Origin of the sequence: Streptomyces sp. NBC_00820, from assembly GCF_036347055.1 — a bacterium.
In the GTDB taxonomy this organism is placed as follows: domain Bacteria; phylum Actinomycetota; class Actinomycetes; order Streptomycetales; family Streptomycetaceae; genus Streptomyces.
Window position 1 is genome coordinate 6197401 of sequence record NZ_CP108882.1, and the last position, 18899, is coordinate 6216299.

Annotated in this window: 16 protein-coding genes; 6 read left to right on the forward strand and 10 right to left on the reverse strand. The window is 71.0% G+C overall.

Annotation, left to right across the window (positions count from 1 at the left end):
* Position 1 precedes the first annotated feature (1 nt).
* From OIB37_RS27920 to OIB37_RS27935, 4 genes are all read left to right on the forward strand, one after another.
* Positions 2-1084 carry an ABC transporter substrate-binding protein gene (locus OIB37_RS27920; protein ID WP_330460364.1) on the forward strand — a complete coding sequence of 361 codons (1083 nt, stop codon included), beginning with the start codon at positions 2-4 and terminating at the stop codon, positions 1082-1084.
* A gap of 62 nt (positions 1085-1146) precedes the next feature.
* Positions 1147-2709 (forward strand): sugar ABC transporter ATP-binding protein, encoded by a 1563-nt coding sequence (locus OIB37_RS27925; RefSeq protein WP_330460365.1) that lies wholly within the window; start codon positions 1147-1149, stop codon positions 2707-2709.
* Entirely contained in the window at positions 2702-3667 is a 966-nt protein-coding gene (locus tag OIB37_RS27930; protein WP_330460366.1) for an ABC transporter permease, read from the forward strand. The genes OIB37_RS27925 and OIB37_RS27930 overlap by 8 nt, the downstream gene beginning before the upstream one ends.
* Positions 3668-3807: 140 nt before the next feature.
* Positions 3808-4830: an ABC transporter permease gene (locus tag OIB37_RS27935; RefSeq protein ID WP_443058289.1), complete on the forward strand. Its 1023-nt coding sequence runs from the start codon at positions 3808-3810 to the stop codon at positions 4828-4830.
* 14 nt (positions 4831-4844) lie between these two features.
* Here the strand turns inward: OIB37_RS27935 and OIB37_RS27940 are convergent, their stop codons facing one another.
* Together OIB37_RS27940 and OIB37_RS27945 are read right to left on the reverse strand one after the other, a co-directional pair.
* Positions 4845-6689 (reverse strand): glycoside hydrolase family 76 protein, encoded by a 1845-nt coding sequence (locus OIB37_RS27940; protein WP_330460367.1) that lies wholly within the window; start codon positions 6687-6689, stop codon positions 4845-4847.
* 480 nt (positions 6690-7169) lie between these two features.
* Entirely contained in the window at positions 7170-7670 is a 501-nt protein-coding gene (locus tag OIB37_RS27945) for a DUF3293 domain-containing protein (protein WP_330460368.1), read from the reverse strand.
* 375 nt (positions 7671-8045) lie between these two features.
* Between OIB37_RS27945 and OIB37_RS27950 the strand changes: the two genes are divergently transcribed.
* Together OIB37_RS27950 and OIB37_RS27955 are read left to right on the forward strand one after the other, a co-directional pair.
* Positions 8046-9071: a hypothetical protein gene (locus OIB37_RS27950; RefSeq protein ID WP_330460369.1), complete on the forward strand. Its 1026-nt coding sequence runs from the start codon at positions 8046-8048 to the stop codon at positions 9069-9071.
* A 114-nt stretch (positions 9072-9185) separates the two neighbouring features.
* Positions 9186-9803: a TOPRIM nucleotidyl transferase/hydrolase domain-containing protein gene (locus tag OIB37_RS27955; protein ID WP_330460370.1), complete on the forward strand. Its 618-nt coding sequence runs from the start codon at positions 9186-9188 to the stop codon at positions 9801-9803.
* A gap of 211 nt (positions 9804-10014) precedes the next feature.
* Here OIB37_RS27955 and OIB37_RS27960 read toward each other — a convergent pair whose 3' ends face one another.
* The 8 genes from OIB37_RS27960 to OIB37_RS27995 all read right to left on the reverse strand — a co-directional run bounded on the left by OIB37_RS27960 (position 10015) and on the right by OIB37_RS27995 (position 18822).
* Positions 10015-10515 (reverse strand): adenylyl-sulfate kinase, encoded by a 501-nt coding sequence (locus tag OIB37_RS27960; RefSeq protein ID WP_330460371.1) that lies wholly within the window; start codon positions 10513-10515, stop codon positions 10015-10017.
* The gene (locus OIB37_RS27965; RefSeq protein WP_330460372.1) at positions 10506-11846 is read right to left on the reverse strand and encodes a sulfotransferase family protein; all 1341 of its coding nucleotides are present in this window, start codon (positions 11844-11846) and stop codon (positions 10506-10508) included. Before OIB37_RS27965 ends, OIB37_RS27960 begins: the two co-directional genes overlap by 10 nt.
* Positions 11847-11853: 7 nt before the next feature.
* Entirely contained in the window at positions 11854-13833 is a 1980-nt protein-coding gene (locus OIB37_RS27970; protein WP_330460373.1) for a methyltransferase domain-containing protein, read from the reverse strand.
* A complete protein-coding gene (locus OIB37_RS27975) occupies positions 13826-14284 on the reverse strand; it encodes a rubrerythrin family protein (protein ID WP_330460374.1) in 459 nt (152 codons plus the stop codon). The genes OIB37_RS27970 and OIB37_RS27975 overlap by 8 nt, the downstream gene beginning before the upstream one ends.
* Positions 14281-15054: a class I SAM-dependent methyltransferase gene (locus OIB37_RS27980; protein WP_330460375.1), complete on the reverse strand. Its 774-nt coding sequence runs from the start codon at positions 15052-15054 to the stop codon at positions 14281-14283. The genes OIB37_RS27975 and OIB37_RS27980 overlap by 4 nt, the downstream gene beginning before the upstream one ends.
* 109 nt (positions 15055-15163) lie before the next feature.
* Complete coding sequence (locus OIB37_RS27985) at positions 15164-16192, reverse strand: sulfotransferase family protein (RefSeq protein ID WP_330460376.1); 1029 nt, start codon at positions 16190-16192, stop codon at positions 15164-15166.
* Positions 16189-17865 carry a B12-binding domain-containing radical SAM protein gene (locus tag OIB37_RS27990; protein ID WP_330460377.1) on the reverse strand — a complete coding sequence of 559 codons (1677 nt, stop codon included), beginning with the start codon at positions 17863-17865 and terminating at the stop codon, positions 16189-16191. Before OIB37_RS27990 ends, OIB37_RS27985 begins: the two co-directional genes overlap by 4 nt.
* Before the next feature lie 168 nt (positions 17866-18033).
* Positions 18034-18822 carry a hypothetical protein gene (locus OIB37_RS27995; RefSeq protein ID WP_330460378.1) on the reverse strand — a complete coding sequence of 263 codons (789 nt, stop codon included), beginning with the start codon at positions 18820-18822 and terminating at the stop codon, positions 18034-18036.
* Positions 18823-18899: the final 77 nt, after the last annotated feature.

The window sequence follows — 18899 nt, forward strand, 5'->3', positions numbered from 1 at the left end:
CATGAAGCCGCACTCCCGCAGCACCACCAGGAACATCCTCGCCGTCGGCCTCGCCGCGAGCCTGGCGCTGATCGCCGGCTGCACGAAGTCCGAGGACGGCGACGCCTCCGACAAGTCCAGCGCCGCGAGTGACGGCGGAGGCCAGCAGGTCGCCTCGGGCGGCGACGGCAAGACCTGCGCGATCGGCGACTACGGCGCCGACAAGCTGGACCTGAAGAACACCGTCGTCGGCTTCTCGCAGTCCGAGAAGGAGGCCAACCCCTTCCGCATCGCCGAGACCGCGTCCATCAAGGCCGAGGCGGCCAAGCGCGGCGTCAAGCTCCTCACCGCCAACGCCCAGTCGCAGTTCTCCAAGCAGATCAGCGACGTCCAGGACCTCATCGCGCGAGGCGCCAAGCTGCTCGTCATCGCCCCGCTGAACTCCGACGGCTGGGACCCGGTGCTCCAGAGCGCCGCCGCCAAGAAGATCCCCATCATCACCATCGACCGGCAGATCAACGCCACCGCCTGCAAGGACTACGTCAGCTTCATCGGCTCCGACTTCGTGAAACAGGGCGAGCGCGCCGCCGACCAGCTGATCGAGGCGACCGGCGGCAAGGGCGAGATCGCCATCCTCCTCGGCGCGGCCGGCAACAACGTCACCACCGAGCGGACCAAGGGCTTCGAGGACCGCGTCAAGGCCAAGGCCCCGGGCCTCAAGGTCGTGTTCAAGCAGACCGGCGAGTTCACCCGCGAGAAGGGCCAGTCCGTCACCGAACAGCTCATCCAGTCCAAGCCCGGCATCAAGGCGGTCTACGCCGAGAACGACGAGATGGGCCTCGGCGCCGTCAACGCCCTCAAGGGCGCGGGCAAGAAGCCCGGCGACGTCAAGATCGTCACCATCGACGGCACCCGCAACGCCGTCCAGGGCATCGCCGACGGCTGGATCAGCGCGGTCATCGAGTCCAACCCGCGCTTCGGGCCGCTCGCCTTCGCCACCCTCGACTCCTTCACGCAGGGCAAGCCCGTGGGCGAGGACATCGTCATCCAGGACAGCCAGTACACGACCGCCAACGCCAAGGCCGACCTGGACAAGGCGTACTGACCCTGGTCGCACGGGGCCGGCCGGCCCACGGCCGGCACGGCCCCCGAGCAGGCACGTCACCCATGACTCCATGGAGAGCAGCCGTGACCGCACCCCCCGACGAAGTCCTCGCCGTCCGCGGCCTGACCAAGCGCTTCCCCGGCGTACTGGCCCTGGACGGGGTGACGTTCGCCCTCCGCGCCGGTGAGACACACGCGCTCGTCGGCGAGAACGGCGCCGGCAAGTCCACCCTGATCAAGGTTCTCACCGGCGTCTACCGCCCCGACGAGGGCGAACTGCGCCACCGGGGCGAGCGGGCCTCCTTCCCCACCCCGCTCGCCGCCCAGGACGCCGGGATCTCCACGATCTACCAGGAGGTCAACCTCATCCCCCTGATGAGCGTGGCCCGCAACCTCTTCCTCGGCCGTGAGCCGCGCACCCGCCTCGGCCTGATCGACTTCGCCCGTATGCACCGCGAGGCCGAGCGGACGATGGGGGAGTACGGCGTCCACGTCGACGTACGCCGGCCACTGCGCGAACTCGGCGTCGGAGCACAGCAGATGGTCGCCCTAGCCCGGGCCGTCTCCGTCGAGGCCCGCGTGGTCGTCATGGACGAACCCACCTCCTCCCTCGAACCGCGCGAGGTGGACACCCTCTTCGGCGTCATCCGCCGGCTGCGCGAACAGGGCATCGCCGTCCTGTACGTCAGTCACCGCATGGACGAGCTGTACGCCATCTGCGACACGGTCACCGTGCTGCGCGACGGACGGCTGGTGCACACCGGCCCGCTGGCCGAGACCGGACGCCTGCAACTGGTCTCCCTCATGCTGGGCCGGGAGGCGAGCGAGGTCAGCGCCGAGGGCGTCACCAAGTTCACCGGTACGCACGACGCGGGCGGCCAACCGGTGCTGAGCGCCGAGCACTTGACGAAACAGCGGCTGCTGCACGACGTCTCCCTGGACATCCGCCCCGGCGAGGTCGTGGGCCTCGGCGGACTGCTGGGCTCGGGGCGCACCGAGACGGCCAAGGCCATCGCCGGCGCGCTCCAGCTCGGCGCCGGCCGGGTGACCGTCGCGGGGACCCCCGTGCGCACCGGATCCACCCCGGCCGCGATCCGCGCCGGGATCAGCCTGCTGCCCGAGGACCGCAAGTCCGAGGGGATCGTGCCGGGCCTGTCCGTCCGGGAGAACATCGCCCTGGCCGCACTGCCCCGCATGTCCCGCTTCGGCCTGGTCTCCGAGGCCCGTATCGACGCCGTCGTCGACACCTTCATGAAACGGCTGCGCATCAAGGCCGCCGGCCCGCACCAGAAGGTCGGCGAACTCTCCGGCGGCAACCAGCAGAAGGTGCTGCTCGCCCGCTGGCTGGCCATGCAGCCCAAGGTCCTCCTCCTCGACGAACCCACCCGCGGCATCGACGTCGGGGCCAAGGCCGAGGTGCAGAAACTCATCGACGAACTCGCCGAGGACGGCCTCGGCGTCCTGCTGATCTCCTCCGACGTGGAGGAACTGATCGAAGGCTCCGACCGTGTGGTGGTGCTCCGGGACGGAGCCGTCGTGGGCGAGCTGACCGGCGACGACGTCACGGAGGGCCGGCTGATGGAGACCATCGCGGCAGCCGCCGAGGAGGTGGCTTCGAATGACTGAACTCGCCCTCGACAAAAGCATGTTCGCCGACCGTCACGCCCTCGTGGCGTGGCTCCAGCGCTACGGCGTCTACCTGGGCCTCGGCGTCCTGCTGCTGTTCAACGTGCTGTTCACCGACCACTTCGTCTCCGGCGAGAACTTCCGTACCCAGGCCGTCCAGGTCTCCCCGGTCCTGATCGTCGCCCTCGGCATGGCCCTGGCCATCGGCACGGAGGGCATCGACCTGTCCGTCGGGGCCGTGATGGCCCTGTCCACCTCCCTGGTCTCCCTCTACCTCGGCTACGGCCCCTGGCTCGCCCTCCTCGTCGCCATGGCCGGCGGCGCGGTCGTCGGACTCGCGGGCGGCTCGCTCATCGCCGTCGTCGGCGTGCAGCCCATCGTCGCCACCCTCGCGCTCATGGTGGGCGGGCGCGGCATCGCCCTGGTCCTGCTGCCCCAGCTCAAGGACGTCCGCGACCCGGCCATGAGCTCGCTCGGCTCCGGCGACGTGGCGGGCGTCCCCTACCTGGCGCTCATCGCCGCGGCACTGGCACTGATCACCGGCTTCGTCGTGCGCCGTACGACCTTCGGCCGCCAGCTGCTCGCCATCGGCGACAGCCGCCCCGCCGCCCAGCTCGCCGGCCTCCCGGTCCGCCGGGTCCTGATCGTCGTCTACGTCTGCTCCGGCGTCCTCGCCGCGATCGCCGGCTTCCTCGCGACGGCCCGGCTGCAGGCCAGCGACCCCAGCTCGCTGGGCAACCTCATGGAACTGTCCGCCATCACCGCCGTGGTGGTCGGCGGCACCCCGCTGAGCGGCGGCCGGGTGCGGATCGGCGGAACGGTGGCCGGAGCCGTCCTCATCCAGCTGCTGACGGCCACCCTCATCAAGCACGATCTGCCCTCGTCGTGGACGCAGATCGCCCAGGCCGTGGTGATCGTGCTCGCGGTGTACGCGGCACGGGAGAGGGGGAAGCGGTGAGCGGTACGGCGGGTGAGGGGCAGGCGGTGACCGATGGCGGCGCTCAGGCAGCGGCCGGTACGGCGGGCGAAGGGCACGCGGTGACCGGTGCGAACGGCGACGGGCACGCGGAGGCCGGTACGAAGGGAGCGGGGCGAGTGGTGACCGGTACGAAGGAGCACGTCACGACCGCCCCGCAGGCCGCGCCGGTCGCGGGCGGCACTCCCTGGCGCGGGGACCGGCTGACCGCTCTCGCGCAGCAGCACGGCGCCCTGGTGGCCCTGGCGATCCTCGCCGTCGTGGCCTCCCTGTCCTTCGACTCCTTCGCCACGACCGACAACCTGGGCAACATCGCGGTCTCCTCCGCCTTCGTCGCCACCGTCGCCCTCGGCATGACCTTCGTCATCGTCTGCGGCGGAATCGACCTGTCCGTCGGCTCCGTCTTCGCCCTCGGTGGCGTCCTGGCGGCCTGGGGCTCGCAGTACGGCACCCTGGTCGCCCTGCTGCTGCCCCTGGCGGTGTGCGCCCTCATCGGCCTGGTCAACGGTCTGCTCGTGGCCCGCACCGGCCTGGCGCCCTTCATCGTCACCCTCGCCTCGATGCTCGCCGCCCGCGGCCTCATGCTCGCCCTCACCGACGAGGGCGCGAACACCTACCTCGTCGGCAAGGACTCCTTCTTCGCGACCCTCGGCCAGGGAAAGCTCCTCGGCGTCGGAACCCCCGTATGGATCACGGCCGTTCTCTTCCTGGCCGGTGCCGTCCTGCTGCGCCGTACCCGCTTCGGCCAGCGGGTGTACGCCGTCGGCGGCAACGAGCAGGCGGCCGGTCTCATGGGCGCCCCCGTGGCCCGTACGAAGATCACCGTCTACACCCTCTCCGGCCTCCTCGCGGGCCTCGCCGGAGCCCTGAACGCCGCCTATCTCGCCTCCGGCGTCACGATCCTCGGCTACGGCATGGAACTCGACGCCATCGCCGCCGTCGTCATCGGCGGCACCCTCCTCACCGGCGGCCTCGGTTACGTCAGCGGCTCCCTCGTCGGCGTCCTCCTCCTGAAGGTCATCCAGAACGTCATCAACCAGATCGGCTCCCTCGACTCGGCCTACCAGCAGGTGGTCAGCGGGGCGTTCCTGGTCCTGGTCGTCGTCGCGCAGACGTGGCTGGGGCGCAGGCGCAGGGCGGGCTGAGGGGCGGGGTCGGCCTACCCCGCGGCGGTCAGCGCCTCCAGTGCGCTCGCCTGGGTGCGCCAGTCGGTCACGTTCGGTCCGCTCCCCGCCCACCGCTCGCCGAGCCGGTTGAGGGCGTCACGGTCGGTGCCCCAGACCGAGTCGGCCTGCCGGGTGAGGTAGGCGCGGTAGGCCGACGAACCGGTGGCGTCCGCGAGGTCGGCGAGATGCCGTACGAAGACGCCCTTGAACTGCTTCTGGTTGTCGTCGCACGAGCCGCTGCCGGTGTCGCATGACTCGGTGAGGACTCCGTCGCGCGTCAGCTGCGGTGACGAGACCGCGGCATCGGCCAGCCGCTCGGCGGTGTCCAGATACCGGCTCTGGCCGGTCGAACGCCACAGCTCCGTGAACGCGCCGATGGCCAGCCCCTGGTTGTAACTCCACACGGTCTGACCGTTGTTGGCGCAGCCCGAGGTCAGGCCGTCGTTGACCAGTCCCGAGGAGTTGATCAACCCGCTGTTCAGGTACCAGTTCGCGGCCGTCGTCGCCCGCGCACCCCACACGCTGTCGCCGGCCACCCGCTGGTGCAGCGCGGTGGTGAGCCACAGGTACAGCCCGTTGGTCACGGCGTTCTTGTACGTGCGCTCCCGGTCCCACCACACACCGCCGCCGCAGCTGCCCGTGTCCCAGTACTGCTGGATGTAGCTCGTGATGGTGACCGCCTCGTTCAGATACCGCTGTTCGTGCGTGGAGTCGTACGCCGCCACCCAGGCGACCGCCCACCACCCCGCGTCGTCGATCGCGCGGCTGACGAAATGCCCCTCCACCGGGTCCGAACTGCGGGCGCCCGCCGGGAAGACGCCGTCGTTCTGCTCGAAGGTGCGCGCGACGACCCAGTCGTAGTCGTGCCGCCCGGTGCGCTGCCCGAAGTCGACGAGCGCGGTCAGCGCGACCGCCGAGTTCCACCAACTGCTGCGCCACCAGCCCTCATTGACCTGGTACGACGCCACCAGCGCATCCGCCGCGGCCCGCGCCCGGGTCGGCGCCGGCCGGGCCCATGCCGTGCAGCTCCCCTGCTGATGGGCGGCCTCGCGGCCACAGGCGCGCACCGCACCGCCGTACAGGAGGCCTCTCGGATCCCGGGTGGCGAACATGGCCGTGCGTGCCGAGACCGCCCCGGACGGCACGGAGGTACGCCCCAGCGAGGAGCCCTCGGACCAGCTCGCGCCCTCGTCCCAGGACCGGTCGAGCCAGATCTCGTCGCCCGCGCCGCCGTTCTCGACGACGCCCCACGCCATGCCGTTCTTCTGGTCCATGTGCAGGCTGACGGTCCGCCCGAACAGGGTCGTCGCCGGCACCGGCCGGTCGTCCTCCGCCGCGGTGCCCGGGGCGGCGCCGTCGCAGGAGGACCCGTCGCACACCTGCGGGCGGAACCAGTCGGTGCAGCCGACCGCGGCCGCGTCCCCGCAGGCCCGTATCCAGCCTCGCCGGTGTCCCACCGGATCGGTGACGTTGTACATCAGGGTGCGCGTCCCGGTCCACGCACCCGGGATGCTCGCCTTCCCCAGCAGCCCTTCCCAGGTGGCACCCCGGTCCCAGGACCGGTCCAGCCACACCGAGTCGCCCTGCACGCCGTTGTCGACGCTCGCCCAGGCCATGTCGTCCGGCTCGGAGACGTGCAGGCGCAGGACGCGGCCGTTGATGTTCCGGTCGGGCAGGGGGAAGGTCTCCTGTCGCGCCTTCGACGGATCGAGCGTGTCGCAGGAGAGCGCGCACACGGTCGTCGCGGCGTGCGCGGGGGCGGGCAGCGCCAGCAGGCCGGCCAGGGCGAGGGCGACGGCGAGGAGTGTGCCGAGAATGCGATGCGTCCGAACCGACATGGCGTATCCGTCCCGGGGTCGGTACACGTTTCCCACGTTGGAAGTTTCAGTCATGTGCACGACAGCACTGGGGTGGGGCTTTGTCCAGACCTCGCGCGCACCATGGCCCGGACCCGCGCTGAGGGGGGGGCGGTGTCCCGGCCAAGGGATACCGCCCCCCCGCACGCGCGCCCTCAGTCCACGCCGTCCACGTAAGGGCGGGCCAGGCGGCGCAGCGGGGACGTCCTGTCCCACACGTGCCAGCGGGCGCCGCACAAGGGGTCGGTCTCGTACGTCACCTCCGCCGGGAAGCCGGCGGTCCCGACCCGCTCGGCCGGCGGAGCGGTGAGACTTCTGCCGCAGCGGGGACAATTGTCCGGGGTGCGCATCGGGTACATGCCCATGGTCGTGCCTGCCTGGGGGGTGTCGTTGGGATCAGGTCGGATCAGGCCGTGCCGGGCGTCGCGGACCGAGCTGATCCAAACGACACCCCCCAGGGGATCAGCGATCGCCGGAACGGGCCGTCACGGCCCATCCGTTCACGTCCGAGGCGTCGCTGTCGCACGCCAGGACCCGCCAGGCGTCCGCACTCCACGCGAAGACCGCGTCCTGGCCGAAGCGGTACCCCAGCGCACGCGCCTCGGCATCGCTCAGACCGGTTACGGCGACGCTCTCCTCGCGATGCGTGCCGGGCGCGTCGCCTCCCACCGCAGCCCACCAGGTGAGTCCCCGCCGACGGACCTCGTCGAGCAGCAGTCCCTGGGCGCGGGCGTTGTCCGCGTCCGGCGCGGTGAGCCCACGGGGATTCCAGGCCGTGACCACATGGACGGCGGCGGTGCCCGCCGGTTCCGGGAAGTGTCCCAAGGCCGTTCCGCGAGGGCGCGGTTCGACCCGAACGCTCAGGTCCGGGAAGCGGATGTCGACGACCGCGTGCCGGTAGAGGTCCCAGTGGGGAGGGGTGAGGGGGGTACGGCGGGCGAGGGGTGCGTCGTAGGCATGCAACAAGGGCCTCCTGGGAACGAAGGACCCCCTTACACGCCGTGCAGGGAGATCGATGTCTGCCCCCATGCGGTCACGGGAGCATGTCTCGGCCGGGGATCACACCACCGCCACAGCGGCGGCCCGGCCGAGCCGCACGATTGCACGATCCGGGTCCTGAGGCAAACGGCGTCGGTGCGTATTGCGGACGGCGGACAGGGGTGTTAACTTGCCGCCCGGTCGTCCCTTCCCGCACCAAGTCGCTCCCTGTCGTACGGTGTTCCGTCCGCCGGGGACCAGCGGGGCGACGGCCGGCCGCACACGAAGTGCGCGGTGAACCTGCAGATCACCGGGGTGCGGTCGACGCGCTACCGGGGTCCTTCGACTCCGGGAGCCCCCTTGACCACGACAGATCCCTCCGCAACCGAGCCGCACCGTACGGGACTTCCGGCCATCGACCTCGCTGCCGCCCGGGTGCTGTTCCGTACGGCCGAGTCGAGCGGCCTCGGTCGCACGGGGACCGACGAGATCCTTCAGCAGTGGCTCGACGGCGGCTTCGACCTCGCCTTCTACCGCAACGCGGAGCGCCCCCTTCAGGTACGGGCCGTCGAGCAGTGCGACCAGGTGCCGCAGTGGCTGTGCAACAGCCGTGTCGGAAAGGCGAGGCTGGAGGCGGTCTGCCTCAACCCGGTGCGGGAAAAGCCCTCTTCGGAGTACGAGGCGGACTCGGCACCCCCCGAGGAGCCGGAGCCGGGGGAGCCGACGGAACAGGCAGAGCCCGCCGGTGCCGAGTCCGAGGAGGCCAAGTGCCCGGACGCCGCCGTCTGCCACTGCATGCCGGGGCTCTGCTGGTGCGGTGCGCCGGACGAACAGGGCTGGGCGCAGGTGGAGAACCGTCAGGGCGGCGAGGACGGAGGCGGCGGAGGCGACGACGCCTTCGCCCTGCGGCTCGTGTACGCCTACGCGCGAGGGATGGCACAGGACCCGTCCTACGACCTCACCTGTGAACTCCCCCCGGACCTCGACCGGCGGACGCTCCGGGGACTCACCGACCTCATCGGGACCGCCCAGGCGAAACTGGACGCGGAGAGATGGGACACCGAGGGGTCATGGCGCTGTCATTGGTCCTCCTGCGTCGGCGAAGTCACCGGACCGTCCGGCACAACCGGGGAGGTGAGGCTCCACCGCGACGGCGGAGCGCATACCGTCCAGGTCATCGGGATACGGGGAGAAGCCCCGCACGCGTTGCCGACCGCGAGGCCGGGTGAGCCGGCCGAGGAACTTCAGGACGCCGACACGCCGGACGAGCTGCGGAGCCTTCTGCGACGGGCGACGGCGGAGATGAGGGCGGCCGGCTACGAGGTCGTCGGCGAGTGGACCGTCAACTGGTCGCGCTGCCGTGTCCCGCTGGCCGACCTGGACTGACGCGGAGCCCGGAGAGCCGTACAAGTGCGCGCGCCCGCCCCCCGCCTTCCGCAAGCCCCGCTCGTCGGCGGAAATTACCTGCGGCGGCGGACGGAAAGGGCGGAGACTCGTCTCATGGCTGACATGGAGTCGTTCCGGGACGCGGTCACGGCATGGGTCGCCGGCGGCCCCGGGGACCCCGCGCGCGCACTGGCCACGCGGCTGGCCGTCCGGACGGTCGTCCTGCTCGAAGGGCTGAGCGACGCCGCGGCGGTCACCGCGCTGACCGAGCGCCGCGGCCGGGACCTGACCGCCGAAGGGGTCTGCGTCCTGCCGATGGGCGGAGCGATGAACGTCGGGCACTTCACCCGGCTCCTCGGCCCCTCCGGCCTGGACCTCCGTCTCGCCGGGCTGTGCGACGAGGCGGAGCACCGCTACTACGTCCGCGGCCTGGAGCGGGCCGGTGCGCCGCAGCAGGGGTTCTACGTCTGCGCGGCGGACCTGGAGGACGAACTCATCCGCGCGCTGGGTGTCACGCGGGTGAAGGAGGTCGTGCGGGCGGAGGGCGACCTGCGCCCCCTGCAGACCTTCCTGGCCCAGCCCGCACAGCGGGACCGCACCCCACAGCAGCAGTTGCGCCGCTTCCTCGGCACGAAGAAGGGCCGCAAGATCCACTACGGCCGTGTCCTCACGGAGGCCCTCGACCCGGAGCACGTCCCCGCCCCGCTCGACGCCCTGCTCGCCACCCTCTGACCACCGGGCGCCACCCGGCACGGGGTCCACGCTCCTGGCGTACGCACACTTCCTGCCCCCGCGCGGGCGTACACGGCGGCCGGCGCCGCCATCGACGCGCTCGCGAGGAGACGCCGGCGACGCCCACCACGGTGGTCGCGCGGCGGCACAGGCACTGCCCGCGCGGACGGGTGGCCGTGGCGCCGTGCGCCGGCCGGGCCCGCGTGGTCGCTCACGCCAGGTGGCGGGCGACCAGAAGGGCGTGGACCTGCTCGGCGGCTCCGTCGACACCGTGCGGCGTGAGGTCGACCGTCAGGTCCGCGGCGGCGCGGGCCTGCGCAGCGGAGCCGTCTTCGGCCACGCACACGTCCAGGCAGATCGTTCCGGACCGCTCGTGACGGGCCCGGACCTCATCGCGGTGTGCCGCGTCCGGGGCGGCGGGGGAAACCACCGCGATCACCCCGTTGCGGGCCATGACCTCCGCCGTCACGCCGAGGTGATCGGTACCGCAGTCCCTGTCACGGGAGTACCGGGCCCCGAACTCGTCGCCGTCGAGTGCCTCCGCCCGGTGTCCTTCGGCCCGCAGCCGTGCGGCCAGGGCCCGGGCCAGTACGGAGGTGCGCGGCGCCGGACCCGTCAGCCAGACCGTGGCGCCGCACGCACACCGCTTCGTGCCGCACTCCCGCCCCGGTGGGGAAGGAGTCGAAGTGTCACCCCGAGTGGTCATATCCATGCCGATCTGTCTCCGTAGCCCAGGTGTTCGGCGACCTCCAGGGTCTGCGGGCCGAGAGACGGCTCGATGAGCGCCGCCCGGCCGCGCCAGCGTGCCGCCTCGGGAGCGGCCGTCGCGACCACGGGTCCGATGCCCTCGTGGACGACCTTGCGCAGGGCACCGTCCATGGGGATGCCGAGCCATGCGCACAGCTCCTCGAAGACGGCGATCCGGCTCGCCGGAGTGCTGATGAGGTCCTCGAAGCGCAGTGTGAGGCAATCGGTGCCCGAGGCCGCCAGGTCGTCCAGGACCGCCCTGTGGGAGCTGCGCCACTGGAAGGCGCAGACGTCCAGCAGGGGCCGGTCGGTGTAGCGCCGCCAGCCGGGCGGCAGGTCGAACTTCCACCACCATCGGTTCTGCGGGTCCTGCTCCACGTATCCCTGGATCGCGAGGGGCTCGGCCATGCGGTGGGCGTGGAAGCCGCGGTGCCGCCAGCCGTCGTACAGGCCGTTGACGGCCGCCGCGGGGTTGCGTGTCAGGTGCAGCACGCGGAAGCGGGCGTTCGGGAAGAGCGCCCTGAGGAAGTCCATCCGGTACACGTTGCTGGGCGTCTTGATCACCAGCGGCCTGTCCCGGACGTCCGCCGCGCCGACGTGGCGCCAGGGACGCGGCAGGACGAACGGCGGTTCCTCGACGAGGAGTTCCCCCAGCGCGCCGTGCACCCGTGGCGCCTGCGCGAGCTGGTGCGCGGGCAGGTCGTAGAACCGCGGGTCCACGGCGACGCCCTGGTGCGCCAGTTCGCGGCACAGGGCGAGGAACACGGTCCCCGGGGCCCGTACCTCGCCGGGCGCCCAGCCGTGCCGGGCGCGGACCTCGCTCAGGACCCGCTCGGCGGTTCCGGCCACGTGCACCGGATCGACCGGGAGAGCGGGCCACTGCACGGTCAGGCGCCAGGCGAGGTCGAGCGCGTACGTGCGGTCGTCGACCCGGTCGGCGGCGCAGCCCACGTCCCGGGCGAGCTCGTCGCCGAGCATGCGGCGCACGTCGGGGGCGAGGCCGGCCAGGTGCTCGGCGTTCAGCTGGTCCGAGCCGCTGCCGCCGACGTGGTGGGCGAGTCCGGCGAGCCGCAGGAACGGGTTGAGTTCCGCCGTCAGGTGCAGCAGCGACGCCGACTCGCGCAGCATCTCCGCGACCATGCTGGAGCCGCCCCGGGAGCTGGAGGCGATCAGCACGATCTCACCTACCGCGGCGGGGAAGTCCGCCACCGCGGGGCCTCGCAGCTCGCCCAGCGGACGCAGCCGGTGACGCATCGCCTGCAGCGGCTCGACACCGGTGGGGGTGTACAGCCTCATCCGGCGATCACCGTGGCTTCCTCAGCGAGTAGACGCACCAGCGCCACTGGTCGCGGATGGAGCCGTCGGCGCCCACCTCGAAGGGGTGGACCGCCCGGACCTCCGGCGGGGCGTCGTAGAAGAGCCGCCGGATCTCCTGCCGATGCGCCGGAGTGGTCTCATGGGTGTCGATCCAGGTGTCGATCGATTCCCACAGCAGGTACTCCTTCATCACGACGTCGGTGAAGCCGGCGCCGAGCAGCAGGTTCCGGAAGTCCTGCTCGCGGAACATCTGGTACAGCAGCGGCTGCTTCTTCTTGAAGACGCGGTACATCCAGAAGGCGTCCTCCTCCGCGAAGGGCACGATCTGCCCGACGATGAACTGCCCTCCGGGCCGCAGCACCCGGAAGATCTCCGAGACGGGACCCTCGGGCTGTGGCAGCAGATGGAGGACCTCGCGGGTGACCACCAGGTCGAACGAGTTGTCCTCGTAGGGGAGTTCGTAGACGGTTCCCTGGTCGACGCGATCGAGGCGGGTGGAGGCGATGGCGACCATCTCGGGCGTGATGTCCAGGCCGATCATCTCGCCGACCTTGCCGCGGAAGGCGCCGCCGACGACACCGCTGCCGCAGCACACGTCGAGCATCCGCCCGTTCGGGGTCACGTCGGCCAGCTCGGCGTGCTGCTTGAGCAGACCCTCGTCGGTCAGCCACTCGCAGGAGTCGTGCCAGTTGCGGGACCGGATGCCGAACTGGCGCTGGTAGACCTTGTAGTCGATCTCCAGTTCACGGCGCTGGAAGCGGGCGGTGCGGCCGGCCAGCCGGGCGGCGAGACGGGCACGGGCGGCGTCCAGGGCCCGGGAGACGACGCGCCGCCCGAGATCCTCGTCCTGCTGGATGCGCCGGCTGAACTCGCGCTCCACCCAACGCTGCAGGAAGGTCCCGATCTCCGGGTTCTGCAGCCGCTTCTTGGTCTGGCCGTCGAAGCGGGGGGCGCCCATGCGCAGGGACACGACGGCGGTGAGGCCCTCCAGCACGTCGACGGTGGTGATGCGTTCGCCGGTGTGCTCGTCGAGCATTCCGTGAGCCGAGGCGAAGCCGTTGATGGCGTGGGCCAGGGCCACCCGGATACCGTCCACATGGCTGCCGCCCTGGTCGGTGCGGACGCCGTTGACGAAGCTGCGGATCTCCTCCGTGTACCCCTCGGTCCACTGCAGGGCGACGTCGAAGTCCGCCTCGTCCGCGCGCCCGGCGATCACCACGGGCGTCGGGTGGGTGGCCGTCGCGTTCTCGTTCAGCCGGGCGAGGAAGGCACGCACACCGCCCTCGAAGCGGAACTCGACGTGCTGTCCGGTGCGTTCGTCGGCGAGGCGGACGGTGAGCCCCGGGTGGAGGAAGGCGATCTCCTGGAGACGCTCGCAGAGCGCGTGGGCCGAGAAGTCGGTGGTGTCGAAGATCGCGGGGTCCGGCCGGAAGGTGATGGTCGTGCCGGTGTCCGCCGCGGGACCGAGCCGGGTGAGTTCGCCGAGGGCCTCGCCCCGGGCGAACTCCTGCCGGTGGTGGCCGCCGTCGCGGCGGATGTCGGCGCGCAGCCACTGGGCGAGGGCGTTGACGCAGGACAGCCCCACGCCGTGCAGTCCGGCCGAGTGGGTGTAGGAGGCGCCGGTGAACTTGCCGCCCGCGTGCAGGGTGGTGAGCACCACCTCGCAGGCGGGGCGCCCGCTGTCCGGATGCGGGTCGACCGGGACACCGCGTCCGTCGTCGGCGACCGCGCAGCCGCCGTCGGCGTCCAGGGTCACCGTGACCTCGCGGCAGTGGCCGGCCTCGAACTCGTCGACGGCGTTGTCGAGCAGTTCGAAGACGAGATGGTGCAGTCCGTCGGCGGTGGTCGAGCCGATGTACATGGAGGGGTTGCGGCGTACCGCCTCCAGCCCCGAGAAGACCACGATCGACGAGGCGTCGTAGGGTGCCGCGGTGCGGGCGGCCGTCGTGGGACGGATGTCAGTCATCGCTTCCTCCCGGCACGGTCGTGAGGGCGTTGCTCCGGTCCGCGCTGTCGGTGAGTTCGCGCAGGGCGGCGTCCAGCTTGGCGACATGCGCCTTCTTCAGGGCACCGGCCGTGGTCAGCCAGCTGGCCACGTCGATCTGCCCCTCCTCGAACGCGTCGGCGGTCAGATCGGGGTAGGTGCCCTCGGCGTCCCGGAGCGCCTCGGACAGCGACGACGCGAGGTTGAGGGCGGTGTCCCCGAGGGTCTGGGGCAGGCGGTCACGCAGCACGTCGAGGTGTCCGTGCGCGACGCAGGCGACGCTCGCGGCCAGCTCCCGGAACAGCTTCGCGGTCTCCGTGTGGCCCTCGATCTCGGCGATCTGCGCGAAGTAGGTGTAGCGCTGGACGGTCAGGGCCTCCGTGGCGAGCTTCGCGTGCACGCCCTTGAGGAAGCCGTCGCTCGGCTGGGTCACCGGACCTCCTCGGCGTCGAGGGGACCGGGCTTGTGGCCCGTGACGACCGCGAACAGCATGTGATCGGTGAACCGCCCGTCGGCCTCGCGCACCGCGTGCAGGGACCGGAACTCCGGGGAGGCGCCGCGGTACACCTCGCGGATCCTCTCCCTGCGCTCCTCGTCGATGGCCCCGTTGTCCGACCACACGTCGACGTCCTCGACGGAGACGTACCGACGGCTGGTGACCGTCTCGCAGCCGGCCTTGCGGACCAGTTCCTCCAGGTCGCCGGGCAGGAAGAAGTGGCGCCTCACGGGGTTGCGCAGCCGGAGGATCTCGAAGTACTCGTCGCGGTCGGCGACGCCGTAGGCGCAGAGGTTGACGACGGTGATCCTGCCGCCGGGCCGGGTCACCCGGACCATCTCCTCCACCGCGTCCGGCAGGTTCATGAACTGCACGCCCTGCCTGCAGACCACGATGTCGAAGGAGCCGTCCTCGAAGGGAAGCGACTCGGCCGGGGTGATGACCAGGCGGTCCAGGTACGGCCGGGCCTGTCCCGCCATCTCCTCGGTGATGTCCACCCCGACCACCTCGGCGGTGCGCCCGTGGAACACACGGGAGACCAGCCCGGTGCCGCAAGCGACGTCGAGGACCCGGTCAAAGGTGCGCGGGGACGTCTCGGCGAGGACGACCTCCGCCAGGTCGCCGTCGGTGCACCAGGAGCTGGACCGGTCGTACGTGGCGGCGCGCACGGCGAAATGGCCGGTGACGTCTTCTCGGCTGATGGTCAAGTGAGTTCTCTTCTCGTCGCGGGTGGTCCTGGTTCGCCCGGGGCGCCGCGCAACGCGGCCGGCGCCACGGTCGGCGCGGAGCGGATCGCACGTCGAGCGGGGTGCCGGCCTATCGGCCGTGCAGCGTGCGCAGCCGCAGCAGACGCACGTAGACGTCCCGGGAAAGCCGGGACCGGTAGTTGCGGTCGTGGCGCAGCGAACGCGCCTCGATCCGCAGTCGCAGCAGCGCGGACCGCAGTGCGAGTCCGAACGGTGAGGGACCGGCGACGCCGGGCGCTCGTGGATCCACCGGGTAACCCAGCGCCTGCTTCACGGGGCCGGTGACCTTGTCCACCAGCAGCCGTTCGCGTTCGGTCAGGGCCGTCCGGTGCGCGCCGACCCGGCTGGTGCTGACCGGCTTTCCGGCCTGCCGCCAGGACTCGGAGAGCGCGGAGGTCTGCCGGGCCGCCACCGTGGTGTGATGGGCCAGCATGGCCGGTTCCATACGCTCGCCGAGGAAGGCACACAGCGCGGTCAGTTCCCGCTCGGGGGCGGCCACGAGGTCCTCGTAGCGCAGCAGACGCACCACGTCGGGCCCCCACGTGTCCTGTGCGGCCAGGGCGCGTTCCTGCTGCCGGCGCCACAGGAGCGCCATGCGGTAGGGGTGGCTGGGGCCGAACACCGCGCGTTTGGCCGATGCCGCCACGTCACAGGGTTCGCGGACCAGCCAGACGAAGCGCGCGCCCGGGTACTCGGCGAGTACCTCCTCGACGTGGTCGACCATGAAGGTGCTCTTGCAGCCCCAGCGGGACGCGCCCTCGGCCCGCCGGTGCTCCTCGTAGATCGCGGCGACCACTCCGAACAGCGTCGGAGTCGCGGCCTTGGTGACCCGGTCCGCGTCGACCGGGTGCGGCCAGGGGTGGATGTGCCGTCTGAGCAGGCCCAGGGCGTCGGCGACCAGGCGGGCACGGTTGTCCTCGTGCGCCAGGTCGCCGTAGCGCTCGGCGAGTGGAGCGAAGTACCGCATGAAGTGGGGCGGATGCGGGACCGTGATCCTCGAGTGCGCGTCCAGCATCAGCCTCAGCAGATTCGAACCAGACCGTTCGGTCCCGATGATCAGTACGGGACCGTCGGTCCTGTCCGGGCCCACCGATGTCATGCTTGCCCGGTGGCGGCCGTGTCACCCATGAGCTTCGCCCCGCTCCGCATGAGACTGCTGCCGGCGGCGGCGGTCTCGGGGGACGCGCACTGGTCGAGGGTGTACCGCTCCGAGCCGGGCGCCAGCGGGCCGGCGCCGGAACTCCACTGGGCCCGCCAGCCCTGGCCGGCGTAGTCCGTGGAGCGGGCCAGACCGTCGTCGGACTGCGGGTGGAAGTACTGGAAGTTCTCCGGGTAGTGCCGGAAGTCCATGACGGGGCCCGGCTGGTAGGCGTCGTAGATCCGCTTGTAGGCGTCCCGGCACATCTGCTCGTCCAGCCCGCTCACGTTGAGGAACTCGTCCTCGTGCAGGGCCTGTTCGATGGACAGCCAGTTGAGGTGGTCGATCTCGGAGCGGATGGTCCCGCTGCCGACGGCCTGCTTGTAGACGGTGGTGCCGGGCATGGCCGACAGGTACTTCACGCGAGTCACGTGGTTGTACGACTCCGCGAAGTCGACCATGTGGTTCAGCGACTCCTCGCTCTCGTTGGGCAGGCCGACGATGAGCAGCGAGCCGAACCGGACACCGGCGTCGAAGGTGGTGCGCATGGCCCGCACGGTGAGGTTCTCACTGCTGCCCTTGCGGGCCTCGCGCAGCACCTCGCTGCCGAGCGACTCCACGCCGTACAGGATGATGTCGGCGCCCGAGTCCCGCATGGCGTTGATCCTCGGCACGTCCATGTCCGCGCAGCGCGTCAGGCAGGTCCAGCGGATGTCGTGGTCCTTGATGACATCGCAGATCTCGAGCGTCTGGCGGCGGTGCGAGCTGAAGGTGAGGTCGACGAAGAAGGAGAAGTCGATGTTGTACTGGCTTTTCAGCCAGGCCATGTCCCGGTCCATCTTCTCCGGGGACTTGGCCCTCACCTGCGGTGTCGTGCGGTAGCAGAAGGAGCAGTCCATCTTGCAGCCGCGACTGTAGGAGCTGATGATCTGCGGCTGCAGACCCATCGGGCTCTGCGCCTGGGGCCACAGGTCGAGCCGCATCCTCGGCAGTGCGTCGAGGTCCATCATCTGGCCGCGCGGCCGGGTGCGCTTGGTCTCGCCCTCCGCGGTCTTGTACCAGAGGCCGTGGATGTTGGGAAGATCCTGTTCCCATTTCCCGGCCGAGTAGCTCTCCATGAGCTCCAGAATGGTGATCTCGCCCTCGCTGATCACCGCGACGTCGCAGTCGGTGCTGTCCATGAAGATATGGGGCACGGACGTGACGAGGGAACCGCCGCAGATGATCGGCACGTTCGGTTCGGCCTCCCGCACCTTCGCCATGAGTTCACGGCAGAAGGGGAAGTTGTCCTCGAACGTGCACACACCCAGCACGTCGGTCTGGCCGACGATCTGGTCGTAGGCCGATTTCAGCGGGTCGAGATCGTAGCGGACGTCGACGATGCGCACCGGATAACCGGCGTTGTGCAGCACCGTCGAGATATACGTCGCGCCCTCGTAGGGGGAGGTCAGGAAGAACTCCCAGCCGCGCGGCATGGTGAACGGGGACGGGCCCACGAGGAGGGTGAAGCGGGGCAGCGAGGGATCCGTCCGCACGGGCGTGGTGTCCTGCTCGCGCATCTGGCGCATGTACCGCTGATCCACTGAGTCGTCGGCGTTCGCGTACAGTTCTATGGCCAGGGATTTGGGCGCCATCCGAGATTTCCTCCGGCTCGGTCGCGGTATCTGGGGCGCGCTCCGATTTTCGCGTTTCCCGTGGGGGGCGGGGCGCGGAACACGGTCAAGCCTGACATGGCACCGATGACGCGTAAAGCTCGCCGATGAACAAGTGCACGTCGGCTGCCGGGTATTGGGTTGGTGAGCCTAGGCGGTTTCCTGCTCGCGGACGCTCAGCGCGTCCGCCACTTCCTGCCATGCCCGGGAGCAGTCGTTGGCCAGGGTGATGACGAGGTCGGTGCAGTGCGCGGGGACGCCGCTGAGGAGGTGCTGCCGGCCGGTGCCGGAGACGAGCGCGTGCGCGTGCAGCAGCTTCAGCAGGGCACGGCCCGTCTCGGTGAAGCGCAGCGAAGGGTCCTTGCGCAGCCGCCGCAGCAGCTCCGCGGGGTCGCCGTCGGCAGCGCCGACGACGCACGGGGCCGGCTTGTTCTGGGCCGGTTCCTCCCCCTGAGTGCCGGTCCGGCGCCCGCGCTCGGGTACCGGCTCCTGGCCGAGCCTGAGCCGCTCCCGTACGTCATGGGCGGTGCCGAGGGAGATGCCGCTGCGGCGGGCCACCTCGCGCAGCGGAAGGTCCGGATGGTCGGCGATCAGCCGGCCGGCCTCGCGGCGCCCCTCGGAGGCGTCGATCGGCCGGACGCGGCCGTCCCGGCCGAGGCGCGCGTTCGACTGACGGACTTCTCCGGTTGAACGGCGGCGAACGGACGCTACGGTCTTCGGGGACAACCCGGCCACCGCGGCGATGGTGCGGTCGGACCAGTGCGGATGCGTACTGATGATGCGCTCGGCCGCGGCGGTGCGATCGGCCCGCGAGAGCGGCAGCCCGTGGCGCACGTTGCTCTGGACCGCCAGCACGAATGCGTCCGCGACCGACCCGTCGAAGAACCGGACCTGGATCGTGCGGTCATTTCGCAGAAGTGCCGCCCGTAACCGATGCATTCCGTCGATGACGCGCATGGTGGGGCGGTGGATGAGGATGGGGGGAAGTTCCGAGCTCAACGCCGATATCAGGTCGG

What these genes read in the sequence shown, in the direction of transcription:
- OIB37_RS27930 (WP_330460366.1), top strand. Translation starts at nt 2,702, where the DNA reads ATGACTGAACTCGCCCTCGACAAAAGCATGTTCGCCGACCGTCACGCC.
- OIB37_RS27970 (WP_330460373.1), bottom strand. Translation starts at nt 13,833, where the DNA reads ATGACTGACATCCGTCCCACGACGGCCGCCCGCACCGCGGCACCCTAC.
- OIB37_RS27990 (WP_330460377.1), bottom strand. Translation starts at nt 17,865, where the DNA reads ATGGCGCCCAAATCCCTGGCCATAGAACTGTACGCGAACGCCGACGAC.
- OIB37_RS27995 (WP_330460378.1), bottom strand. Translation starts at nt 18,822, where the DNA reads ATGCATCGGTTACGGGCGGCACTTCTGCGAAATGACCGCACGATCCAG.
- OIB37_RS27985 (WP_330460376.1), bottom strand. Translation starts at nt 16,192, where the DNA reads ATGACATCGGTGGGCCCGGACAGGACCGACGGTCCCGTACTGATCATC.
- OIB37_RS27960 (WP_330460371.1), bottom strand. Translation starts at nt 10,515, where the DNA reads ATGGATATGACCACTCGGGGTGACACTTCGACTCCTTCCCCACCGGGG.
- OIB37_RS27965 (WP_330460372.1), bottom strand. Translation starts at nt 11,846, where the DNA reads ATGAGGCTGTACACCCCCACCGGTGTCGAGCCGCTGCAGGCGATGCGT.
- OIB37_RS27920 (WP_330460364.1), top strand. Translation starts at nt 2, where the DNA reads ATGAAGCCGCACTCCCGCAGCACCACCAGGAACATCCTCGCCGTCGGC.
- OIB37_RS27940 (WP_330460367.1), bottom strand. Translation starts at nt 6,689, where the DNA reads ATGTCGGTTCGGACGCATCGCATTCTCGGCACACTCCTCGCCGTCGCC.
- OIB37_RS27955 (WP_330460370.1), top strand. Translation starts at nt 9,186, where the DNA reads ATGGCTGACATGGAGTCGTTCCGGGACGCGGTCACGGCATGGGTCGCC.
- OIB37_RS27925 (WP_330460365.1), top strand. Translation starts at nt 1,147, where the DNA reads ATGACTCCATGGAGAGCAGCCGTGACCGCACCCCCCGACGAAGTCCTC.